The sequence below is a fragment of the Qipengyuania sp. genome (assembly GCF_042095715.1).
GTDB lineage: Bacteria > Pseudomonadota > Alphaproteobacteria > Sphingomonadales > Sphingomonadaceae > Qipengyuania.
The window spans coordinates 1-11069 of sequence record NZ_JBELMO010000083.1 but is presented as its reverse complement, the minus strand read 5'-3'; the positions used below and the strand labels follow the sequence as shown (position 1 = coordinate 11069).

Below are 11069 nucleotides of genomic sequence, written 5' to 3'. Positions count from 1 at the left end.
CAGGCGGCCTCGGCGCGCGCCGAGGCCGCCTGAGCACGCGCCTGGACGATTGTCGCCTGCTGTTCAGCGATCTGCGAACGGCTCGTCTCGACCGCAGCTTTCGCTGTGTCGATCTGGCTGGTGATCTGCTCGCTTTGGGCTCGATATTCGCGAGGGTCCAGTTCTGCCAACTGCTGCCCTTTGCGGACCGCTTGGTTCGCGCTGACAAACACGCGCTCGACATATCCGGCAACTTTCGGGGCCACCACGACAGAGTCCGCCGCCACATAAGCGTTGTCGGTTTTCTGCATGAACTTGCCGCGGTTCTGATGGTCAAAATACCATACCAACCCCGCTCCCACGATCGCGATCGCGACAATCAATAGCGCCAACCGAACCCGTACCGACTTGAGCGGACCGGCGGGCCGCTCACCGACATCGTCATGGTCGCCTGAACCGACTGGGGGATCTTCCACCATTCTATTCCCGATCAACTATCGATTCAAAGAGCCGGGGGACTTGCCACGGCGGCCGAGCTTCGGCAATACCACATTATATGGAACCTCACCAATCGGGTATACGTGGGATCGCAACCACCTTCGGCTGGACCTGGTACAGGATGCGGCGACTGATCGACGCCTATCTTGCCTGTCAGGGTGCATCGATGGCCCAACTAAAACTGCTCGCGTATCTCGCGGAACAACCGCGCCGCTCCACCGACATTGCGAGCTTTTTCGATCAGGCGCCCCGCACTGTCACCCAGGCGATCGACGCGCTCGAACAAAATGGTCTCGTGTCACGATCGCCTGCTCCGGACGATCGCCGGTCCAAACTGGTGCAGATCACAGACGCCGGCCGGGCCACGTTGGGACTGGCCATGCCGCTCTACGACGACATCGTGGGGCAGACCTTCGGAAGCCTGACAGCGGATGAACTCGAGGGCCTCGACGCGGCGATCAAGCATTTGAACCGGCTCGTCGACCATCTGGAGACGAAGGCCAGCGTTCCCGAGACCCAAGTTCCCGCCCCGAAAAGCCGGGCGCATGATTGATCGAACTCCTACTGATGAAGCCGATACGACTGCTCTAAAAGAAAGGGAGCGGTTCGCACAGATTCTCGTCCTGTTCGGGCGGCACGGTCTCAAGGGGCTGGCCGCTCGGCTGGGTCTGGGGGTGGGGGGGGACGAGCCGCTTGAAGATACCCGGCCGGAAGCGATTGTCGCGCTTTTGCGGGATATCGGTCCTGTCGCGGTCAAATTCGGACAGATCCTTGCGATGCGAAGCGACCTTCTGGAGCCGGCATGGGTCGATGCACTTTCAAAACTGCAGGACCGCGTTCCTCCGCTTCCATTCGCGGCCGTGCAACCGCTGATCGAGGAAGCGATCGGCGGCCCAATCGAAACAAGTTTCAGCCACTTTGACACCGAAGCGCTTGCGGCAGGCTCGATCGCTCAGGCGCATGCGGCGACGCTGCTCGACGGGCGGGACGTTATCGTTAAGATTCGCCGCCCAGGCATCGAGCGGATCGTCGATGCCGATCTCCGGCTACTGCGAAGACTGGCCCGGGTCGCGGAGCGCCGTATCCCCGAGATTGCGAGACTGAAGCCGGACGAACTGCTGCGCCATTTCGCCGAGAGCCTCGCCCGGGAGATGGACCTCAGCGCAGAAGCGCGCGCCAGCGACGCGATTGGTGAATACCTCAAGGACTTCGGGGTTCGGACGGCACGCTTCGATTGGGAGCTTTCGGGCAGGCGAGTGAACATCCAGGAGCGGCTCCGCGGATTTCCCGCAAGCGATCTGGAGGCGGCACGCCGAAGCGATCTCGATCTGGCTGCGCTCGCCAGCACCTATGCGCAGGCGATCCTGCGCATGATCATCATCAACGGTCACTTCCACGCCGATCCGCATCCCGGCAACGTCTTCTTTCTTGAAGACGGGACGCTTGGCCTGATCGATTTCGGGGCCGTGGGCACCCTCCTGCCGAGACGCCGGGAGGAACTTGTTCGGCTTGGCCTCGCGATCGCTTCGGAAGACACCGGCGGTGTCGTCGATATCCTTATGCTCTGGGCTGGTGATCCGGACGTGGACCGGGTCCGGCTCGAAGAGGCAATGGCAGAGCTGATCGACCGCTTCAGCAACGTCCTGCTCGATCAGATTGACCTCGCCGACATTTTTCAGATGGTATTCGCGATTCTGCGCGACTTTCATCTCGCGCTTCCGCCTGACCTCGCTTTGGTGCTCCGGACCTTGCTGACCGCCGAGGGGTTCGTCCGGCGCATCGATCCGGCATTCGACATTGCTCGCGAGCTTGCTCCCATAGCAAAGGAAATGATGCGGGAGCGGGCGAGCCCTGCCCGGCTGCGCGGCGAGGCGGGCAAGCTGCTCGCAGCGCTCGGACGAGCGGTTCTGTCAACGCCGAACCTCGTCGGACAGATCGAGAAGGTTGCGCGAACCGGCTCGATCACCGTCAGTATCGCGCCCAAGGACCTTGAGCGTCTACGCGGAAGAGAGCGTGCCGGCAGGGGTACTCCGCAGCTCTATCCTGCCACCCTCGCGATCTGCGCCGCGATAGTGTTTTCCTCGCAGCCTCTCCTGGCGGGACTGTTGGCTTTCGGCGCTGTTGCACTGGCCGTTTTGGAAGGTGTGAGGCGGCGATGAGCGCGGCGCACGCAGAGCTGACCGCAAAGCATCGCGCCTGGCGCGACAGGTCTCGGGATTCCTAGCTCCCGATGGAAACGCATTCAAACTGGTTGAAGGTGAGCCTGATCGTGGGCCTGCTCATGGTCACTGCGATCGGATTCGCTTTGTGGCTTCTCCAGGCGAGCGATGCCAAGGGGCCGACGTACGAGATACGATTTGAACAATCCGTCGATGGCCTGCAACCGGGGTCGGCCGTGAACCTTCTCGGCGTTGCCATCGGTCGCATAACTGAGATCAAGGTTCAGCCCAAAAATCCAGATTTCGTGACCGTGCGGTTCGTGCTGACCAGTGACACGATTCTTCATCGAGGTGTGACAGCATCGATCGAACGGTCGTTATTTGATGGATCGGCAAAACTGAGCCTGAGCGGCGACAACAATCGCAACCCGGTGCTCGCGGCCCGAGAGGGGCAGCAGTTCCCGATCGTACCAGCAAAGGGCGGAGGACTCTTGGGCGGCGGTGGTCCAGCAGACCTCATTGCGAAGGTTTCGTCGAACGCTGAAAGTGTGTCTAAAAAGCTCGATCCCGTTGGTTTGCGTTCGATAGAGAAGCGTCTCGACGAACTCGCGCGCAACTCGCAGAGCTGGACTGGCAAAGTCGGTCAAGTGGCGGGACGGTTGCCACAGACGGACAGGCTCGATGCTTTTGCAAAGCAGATCGCCAATACAGGGGATGGTGCAACGAGACTTCGCCGACGCATTGAAGCGTCACGAGGAGGATTTCGTGAGCGTATTTCTAGGTCGCTGGACTCGGCTGACAAATCAGCCGTGTCTTTTGGGCAGTCGGTTTCGCGCGCACGACCTCGGATGAGGCAGTTGGAAGCGGATGCCCGCCAGGTCACTGAGACCGTTCGATCGCTCCGGGGACCAGTCGGTCGTGCCGGCGATGTCGCCAAGAGAATCGAACAGGGGGGCTTGGGATCGACCAAATTGCCTGATTTCAAACCCTCGCCTGCTGGTCAACCAAGCGAGATCGAGACTCCTGCGGCGAAAAATGGATCGAAGCCATGAACAGCGTGTGCCGATCCCCGGCACGGTTTTGCTGGCGAGTGGTTCGACCCGGGATCGATGCGAGAAGGTGCTATTCCCGAACAACGGCAGCAACCATCGGAGTGATCGATGCCGAATACCGACCCAAAAGACAAAGCGGCGACACTCATCGCTGCGCTGCTCGTCCTCCTTGCGGAAGCCGATGCGTTCGGATTCACGCTACCGGCGATACAATTCGACGCTGCGATCACAGCGTTGAGTGGGATTGGCGGCGTGGCTCAAATATCGACCAAAGGCTGACTCGACGGCATCCCGCGTCGATGCGTTTGCCCAGTCCGACCTCCTCTAAAAGGCCACAGAATAATGGGATCGCGTCGGCTTTCGTGGTTGGAGCGGTCTTCTCATCCAATTTGCATATTCTGCAAAGGTGACGAGGATGACACTTCCCGCCGCCATTGAGCAGACTGATCCGTTTATAAGCCAGCGCGGTTTTAGCCATGCTGTGCGCAGGGTGATGCCAAACCTGCGGATTTATGCGCGTCGACTGACGCGTAACGAGGCAGATACCGATGACCTCGTTCAGGATACATTGGTGCGCGCCTGGGCCGCGCGAGAGCGTTTCGAGATCGGGACGAACCTTAAGGCTTGGCTTATGCGGATCGCACGGAACAGCTTCCTGTCTGGGAAGCGAAAGGATCGGCGCTCGGTATCGTGGGATCCGGCAATCGCAGAACGTCTTTTAATTGCCCCTGCCACGCAGGACGAAGGGATTTTCTCCAGTGAACTCAACCAAGCCGTGTCGTCGCTTTCTGATGGACAACGCGTAGCCTTCGAGCTGGTGACACGAGACGGGCTGACATTCGAGGAAGCCGCGGATCGTCTCGGCGTACCGCTTGGCACCGTTAAAAGTCGCGTATCGCGAGCCCGTCGGGTGCTCGTTGACGGCTTTGAAACCGATCCGCCTCTCCCGGTCCAGCTACCAATGCTCCCCGCGCCCGCGTGCGAAGCTCCTGAAACAAGCGATGCGAAAATATACCGAAACTGGAAAAGATCCGGTTCGAGAACAATAGGATGAATACGCCGCAGCCTGGACAGTTCGGTTTCAATCGCGTCACGCCGGATCAAGGCCACATAATTGATTCAGTCAAAGAAAGGCACTGGAACACCATGCGTGAAATCCCGTCCGATATCGTACAGACGTGGGCGCCAGACCCTGCATACCTGCCCGATTGGTTTGTCGACGCGCTATCCGTGCCGCGGGAGGAAGGCTTCGTCGAGGTCTCTGGTGTGAGAATGCATTACTTCCGCTGGGGAGATCGTTCCGCGCCTCCTTTACTGATGACCCACGGCTTTCTCTCTCATGCACGGTGCCTGGCGTTCGTCGCGCCTTACCTAGCTGAAAATTACCATGTGATCGCCTACGACCATTCAGGAATGGGCGACAGCGACGTTCGCGAGAATTGTGACATGGTCGCGCGAGGACGGGAGATGATCGGGGTCGCGGAGGCCCTTGGACTTTTTGGCCACGAGCACAAGCCGATCATCGTCGCACACAGCTTTGGCGCGGCAGTCGCGCTCCAGGCGATCACGCTGGCGCCGGATGCCTTTGCCGGTACGGTGATTTGCGATCTGATGGTGCTGCGTCCGTCCAGCTTTGACGCCGTTTGGGGCGGCGGCCGCACCGGCCCGGGATCAGGCGACCCCGATCGCCCGCATAAGCGCTACCCCGATTACGCCAGCGCGCGCGAGCGGTACGTTCTATCTCCGCCACAGCCCGTTGGTGAGGCGTTCCTGATGGATTACATGGCCTATCACTCACTTCGACGCGAAGGCGAAGCGTGGACCTGGAAGTTTTCGCCATCAGTGTTCAAGCGGGATAATGTGCCCAGCGAATGGCTTGAAATGGGCAGAACGCTGGTCGAGGCACCAGGCCGCAAGGCGATAGTACACGGCGAGCAAAGCCTCCTTTTTACAAACGATTCCAGTGATTACGTGCGCGAGCTCGGCGGTATCGATATTCCGATCATCGCTGTACCCGAAGCTCGGCACCATCTGATGCTGGATCAGCCGCTGGCGTTCGTCGCCGCCTTGCGCGCGTTGCTGGCGGGCTGGAGCATCGAGCGCAATTAGACCGGTTTGATACCAAGCTATCCGCCGCGTCCGAGCAGGGTTTTAGGAAGCTTTTAGCACCGCATTCGACCAACCTAGGGAGCACACCGACCTGTACTCCGGTGTTACGTCTGCGCCGTCACAAGGGCGCGTATCGTCAACCGTTCGATCAAGCTGCTCACGTCATCGGCTGAACTGGTGAGTCCTTCCGTCAACCACCAGCTTAAAATGGTGATTATTCCGCCCACTACGACCCGAACAGCGAGTCCGCGAGGCACGGATGAATCAAACGGAAGATCGAGCCCCTCTGCGTATCGAATGGCGCGAGCCGTCACTTCCTGTCGCACTGCATCGCCACCGCCAACCAGCAGAGCTGCAGACGCGTGCCGATGGAGATCGACGAACTCCACGACCGATCGCACGGCGTTTCCCACATCTCCACGTACGAGAGCCGGGGCCACCTGCTTAACCAACCGTCCCATCAACTCGTCCGCCACGTCGAGCAACAGCATGTCGACGCCGGGATAATGGCGAAAGAAGGTCGCGTAGCCGACTCCGGCCTGGGCGACGATACGTTGCGCAGTGATCGAATGCGCGTCGCCGTCTTGCAACAGCGCCAGCATCGCGTCGCGCAGCAGCGAACGGGTTCGCGTGACACGAGCGTCCACGCCCTTTTCGCTATTACCCCTTTTATGAGCCACAGTAGATCATATATAGCGGACCTTGGAGTAAAGGAGCAAAGCGATGAGTTCGTATTCCACGCTATCGCGCGAACCGTCCAGCGGGGTCGACGATCTCCGTGACGATCGAAAAAGCATTCCATCGCAGCCCATGGGTCGCGGTTGCCCAGTCCAGTCTTTTTCAGAAGCACGCGCGCTACTCCGGGACGATGAGCTGCATCAGGCCAGTTTCCGCGCTGATCTGATGGCAAGGTTCAGCGACGAGCGCTTTGCGCCAATCATTTTCCAGCACGGTGAGCGCCATCGCCGTCAGCGTGCTGCGACCGCTCGGTTCTTCACCCCCAAAACCGTCGACACCAGCTACCGTGCGATTATCGAACGTGAATCCGATGCGTTAATCGGCGACATGCAGCGTCGCGGCCACGCAAAGCTTGACGACATGAGCATGCGGCTGGCGGTGTCCGTTGCGGCCGAGGTTGTCGGTGTTACCGATAGTAATCGCACCGGGATGGCGCGTCGGCTCGAACGCTTTTTTCAGGCTGGCAATGTCGCGCTCGGCAAGTCGATCCTCGATCTGCCACGCTTCGCGCGGGCTCAGATCCACATGCTTAATTTTTACGTTCGAGACGTGTTCCCAGCGGTTCTCGCGCGTCGCCGTGCCCCGCGCGAAGACGTGATCTCGCATTTGATCGCCGAAGGCTATTCGGATCGCGCGATCCTTACCGAGTGCGTGACCTACGCTGCAGCCGGCATGGTGACGACACGCGAATTTATCACGATGGCGGGATGGCATTTGCTCGAGCGCGAGGAGCTTCGGACACGCTTCCTTGCCACAGATGAGACCGGGCGGATCGCCATCTTGGAAGAGATCCTTAGGCTCGAACCGGTCGTCGGGGAGCTTTCGCGACGGAATCCAAATACCGGCCAGATTTTCAAAATCGATATCCGCCAGGCGAACGCTGATGTCGCGGCGGTGGGCGCGTGTCCGCATGCAGTCGATCCTGATCGCGCCTTGGCAGCGCGCGTCGGTAGCGCGGGGCTTGCGTTCGGTGATGGTTCCCATCGATGCCCTGGCGCGAGCATCGCAATTCTCGAAACCGCAATCTTTCTCGATCGCCTGCTGCGCATTGCGGACTTAACGCTGGAAGCACCGCCGAAGATCAACTGGAACGCGTTGATCACAGGGTATGAACTTCGCGATTGTCGCCTTCGCATTGCTTCCCGATCATTTTGAGTTCCTTGGCTTATTACATCTTGGGAATTGCCTTCCTCGTCAATTCGCTCTGGTGAGCGGCCTTCTTGCAAAACGGGATCGGCCGTAATCACGTGACGTTAGTAATTTCATATAAATAGAAGCATCGGCAAAGGCCTTTCTTGTCAAATGCTATTGCTATTTACTTGGTAATGGCTGTCGACTCCTGATTGGCACTATCTGCGGCCATCCGAAAGAAATGCGTCGCGAGATTTGTCCGGAAAATACCGTTGGAAAGAGATATTGTATAACCAGTCTCAGGCATTCTATTGAAAAGCCATTCTGGTATTCTTTTTGATTCCGGCCTTAGCGAGCGCTAGCTCGCGAAGCCCGAGATCGAGGGATCTCTGTCGGGGCGGCGTCCGGAGTTTCTGGGAATTTGCGAGCCATCATGCAGGCCATCTCGCGCGATCAATCGATAACGCCTTGTCAACGTAAGCTTGGGGACCGGGACCCAGAAACGCTGGGACCATCGGAGAAGCCGCCGCGAGAGACGGATCAAGGCCCGTGGCGGGGATCGGCGAACCCGCTCGGAGCCCGCTAGGCCAGTCGTCATAGGGCTGGCTGCGCGCCGTTCGCGGCATGACTGTTCTGGATCGCGCCGATCATTCAGGGTCGGCGCGCGCCAATAGCTCTACACGTCGGATTATCTCGCATCTCAGATGAGAGATAATTCTTGCACGCGAAACCGGATGGTGGGATTAACGCGCATCTGAGACGCGAGATAATCCTATGGCTCTTCATTTGGTCGGTGAGACAATTGACGCCAAGCGCGCGCATCAGCGCGCGAAGGCCGGTGAGTTGATCCAACTCGTCCGCGGGGTTTACGTCGATCACCAAGGGGATATCGAGGCGACGATCCTCGGTCATGCGGTCCGGATTGCGCACTATCTCTATCCCAACGCCTATCTGTCGTCGGCGAGTGCGGCGCTGCTCGCCCCGACGCCCGACGGGCGGCTGTTCATCAGCGGCCGCCGCAACCAGCGCACGCGGTTGCGGACGCTTGAGATCATCCAGAACGAAGCGCCGAAGCATCCATCGACGGCGATGGCGGTCATTGGCGACGACCTGGGCGAATTGCGCGTCGACGCCTCATCGCCGCGCCAGCGCTTTCTCGAAGCGTTCCGCCTGCGCAGCGAACATGCGAGCGCGGCTACCGCCGACATGCGCGCGCAGATGGCGGCGCGTCTGGTGGAGGAACATGGGACGCCCCAAGCCGCAGCCGACGCCGTCTGGGTGCTGGCGCGCGAGAACGAATGGTATCGCGAAGGCGAAGGTGCCGAACGCTTTCTGCTAGCTCAGCCGGGCGTTGCCAAGGCGCCGGTCAACAAGGCAGCGCTCGATCTCCTCGTCGCCTGGCACGGTGAGCCGCTCGGCCGGCTGACCCACGATGGATTTGAATGGCGCTGGAAGCCGGGGCGTCGAGCGGGACCGGCCCTCGTGCGCGAAACCACGCCGGGCAAGCTGCCGGCCTTCATTGAATCGCTGCTTCCTGAGGGCTGGCTGGCGCAGGTTCTCCACGAACGCGATGAACGCGAGGCGCTCCGGCGCGGACGGCGATATATGTCGAACATCGTCATCGTCGAGGGTCGAGAAGAACTGGCGGCGCTGCCTGCTGACATTCTCACGACAACACTGGCTGGATACATCGACACCGGTCGCTTCACGGGCCGCTACGCCGGTCCGGCCCGGGGCGAGATCGAGGAGACCTTCGAGCAGAACCTGGCGCGCATCTTCGCGCGCGCGGAAACGCCGCGCCTGTCGGGCGTCCAGATCAAGGCGCCGATGAGCCTGATGCCTGATGGCGCCCTCGTTCCGGCCATCGATCAGCCGTTCACCCATATCCTCAAGCCCGCCGGCACGGCGGGCTTCGAGATGTTACCGGTCGTCGAGTGGCTTTGCCTGGAGCTTGGCCGCTCGGCCGGGTTCGATGTGCCCGACGCCGCGCTGCTGGAGATGCCCGACGGCATGTCGCCTGCACTGGTCGTCGAGCGGTTCGATATTCGTCGCGCGCCAGCGGATCAGCGGCGTCTGGCGATGGAGGACTTTTGCTCCATTTTGGACCTTCCAGCATCCGCCAAATACGACGGAACGATCGAGCGGATGGCGCGCGGCCTACGACCGCTGTCGACCGATCCGGCCAGCGATCTCGATATCCTGTTCCGCCGGGCCGTGTTCGCCTGGCTCATCGCCGATGGCGATATGCATCTCAAGAACCTCGCTGTGCTCAAAGTCGCCGAGGTGGATGCCAAGGCCTTCACGAGCGTGCGCTTCGCGCCGCTCTACGACGCCGTCACCACGCGCGTCTTCCCGGGTTTGGGGGGCGATCGCATGGCGCTCAAGCTCAACGGCAAGGATGACCGTCTGACGCCCCAGGACTTCCTCGCGCTGGCGCGGACAATCGGCGTATCCGCCGGAGATGCCGAGACTGCGATTGCGGACTTGACCGCGCGTGTGGCCGACCGGGCGCAGGGGCTTCAGCTACCTGCCTTCGCGGCCGAGGCTGAGGCCGCCAAGACAGCGCAGGAGAAGGTGATCGCCTTGGTCGGGGAGCGCTGCAAGGCACTTGCCGTTGAAGGCGACTGAGCGGCGCGACGTCACGGTTGGAGCCGGATTTGCAGGTCGGCGAGATCTTCTGCCGCCATGGCGGTTCCCATGAGGCTGTGAAGATACTCCAGCAGGTCTTCCTGACGCGGTTGTCCGAACGCGAGGCGATAGACGGTCAGGCTTCGTTTGAGCCACTCGAGTCGTCGGACCTCGCGGCTGAACGGGAGCATGGGCACGCGGCGTTCGACCTTCACCGGCCCTTCGTAAATCCAGTAGGGAATGAGGTCAGAGTCATTCTCGGTCTCGGCGCGAGCTGCGTCGAACATGATCTGCCAGGGATCATCGTGATCTCTCTCGCGCCCACGCACCACGTCGACCTGCCGATGCGCCAGATTTAGGCGGATTGCGTGACCCTTGAAGCGGTGGACACGCCCCTCGCGCTGCTCGAGATCGACGGGATTTCCGGGCAAGTTCCAGTGATAGAGCCGATAGCAATAAGGGTGAAAGTCGAGGCCTTCCTGTCCGACGGAGGTCGTGGCCAGCGCGAAGGGTCGGAACGGTGAGTTGAAGGCATCGCGAACGCTGGAGAGGCGTGCGGCCCCGCCTTCCTCGTCTTTGTAGTCGGCCAGGCGCATGGCGAAGCGCCCGCGCATCTGGAACTTGTTGATCACCAGCTTCTTACCGTCGACCGTTGGATCCTCGACATCGATCTGCGAGGGGCGAATGGCCAACGCCTCCGAGATCGCCTTGCTGATCCCAGCGATACGATCGACGGCTGGCTTGGCGCCCAAGCCCTCGGCGTCGAGCAGATAGT

General features: G+C 60.7%; 11 protein-coding genes. 8 read left to right on the top strand and 3 right to left on the bottom strand.

The features are described 5' to 3' along the window. Nucleotides 1–458, bottom strand: a 458-nt coding sequence (locus ACFDTG_RS14645; RefSeq protein WP_375291741.1) for a biotin/lipoyl-binding protein, incomplete at its 3' end; no start/stop codon positions are given. Between the two features lie 140 nt (nucleotides 459–598). On the opposite strand from ACFDTG_RS14645, the gene ACFDTG_RS14640 reads away from it, so the two are divergent. The 6 genes from ACFDTG_RS14640 to ACFDTG_RS14615 all read left to right on the top strand — a co-directional run bounded on the left by ACFDTG_RS14640 (nucleotide 599) and on the right by ACFDTG_RS14615 (nucleotide 5797). Then, the gene (locus ACFDTG_RS14640) at nucleotides 599–1030 is read left to right on the top strand and encodes a MarR family winged helix-turn-helix transcriptional regulator (RefSeq protein ID WP_051519962.1); all 432 of its coding nucleotides are present in this window, start codon (nucleotides 599–601) and stop codon (nucleotides 1028–1030) included. Beyond that, on the top strand, nucleotides 1023–2636 hold the full coding sequence (locus tag ACFDTG_RS14635; RefSeq protein ID WP_037533153.1) for an AarF/ABC1/UbiB kinase family protein: 1614 nt from the start codon (nucleotides 1023–1025) through the stop codon (nucleotides 2634–2636). Before ACFDTG_RS14640 ends, ACFDTG_RS14635 begins: the two co-directional genes overlap by 8 nt. A 71-nt stretch (nucleotides 2637–2707) precedes the next feature. Beyond that, entirely contained in the window at nucleotides 2708–3688 is a 981-nt protein-coding gene (locus ACFDTG_RS14630) for an MlaD family protein (protein ID WP_082731229.1), read from the top strand. Between the two features lie 108 nt (nucleotides 3689–3796). Then, nucleotides 3797–3967 carry a hypothetical protein gene (locus tag ACFDTG_RS14625; RefSeq protein WP_156442277.1) on the top strand — a complete coding sequence of 57 codons (171 nt, stop codon included), beginning with the start codon at nucleotides 3797–3799 and terminating at the stop codon, nucleotides 3965–3967. Nucleotides 3968–4103: 136 nt separating this feature from the next. Further along, on the top strand, nucleotides 4104–4742 hold the full coding sequence (locus tag ACFDTG_RS14620; protein ID WP_082731228.1) for an RNA polymerase sigma factor: 639 nt from the start codon (nucleotides 4104–4106) through the stop codon (nucleotides 4740–4742). Beyond that, nucleotides 4739–5797, top strand: a complete 1059-nt coding sequence (locus ACFDTG_RS14615) for an alpha/beta fold hydrolase (RefSeq protein ID WP_082731227.1) — start codon at nucleotides 4739–4741, stop codon at nucleotides 5795–5797. The genes ACFDTG_RS14620 and ACFDTG_RS14615 overlap by 4 nt, the downstream gene beginning before the upstream one ends. 104 nt (nucleotides 5798–5901) lie before the next feature. On the opposite strand, the gene ACFDTG_RS14610 is transcribed toward ACFDTG_RS14615, so the two are convergent. Next, a complete protein-coding gene (locus ACFDTG_RS14610; protein ID WP_128082253.1) occupies nucleotides 5902–6444 on the bottom strand; it encodes a TetR/AcrR family transcriptional regulator in 543 nt (180 codons plus the stop codon). Nucleotides 6445–6700: 256 nt separating this feature from the next. On the opposite strand from ACFDTG_RS14610, the gene ACFDTG_RS14605 reads away from it, so the two are divergent. After that, the gene (locus tag ACFDTG_RS14605) at nucleotides 6701–7690 is read left to right on the top strand and encodes a cytochrome P450 (protein ID WP_375291740.1); all 990 of its coding nucleotides are present in this window, start codon (nucleotides 6701–6703) and stop codon (nucleotides 7688–7690) included. Between the two features lie 750 nt (nucleotides 7691–8440). Then, a complete protein-coding gene (locus ACFDTG_RS14600) occupies nucleotides 8441–10294 on the top strand; it encodes a type II toxin-antitoxin system HipA family toxin (RefSeq protein ID WP_066489062.1) in 1854 nt (617 codons plus the stop codon). Nucleotides 10295–10305: 11 nt separating this feature from the next. Here ACFDTG_RS14600 and ACFDTG_RS14595 read toward each other — a convergent pair. After that, nucleotides 10306–11069, bottom strand: a 764-nt coding sequence (locus ACFDTG_RS14595) for a helicase-related protein (protein WP_375291739.1), incomplete at its 5' end; no start/stop codon positions are given.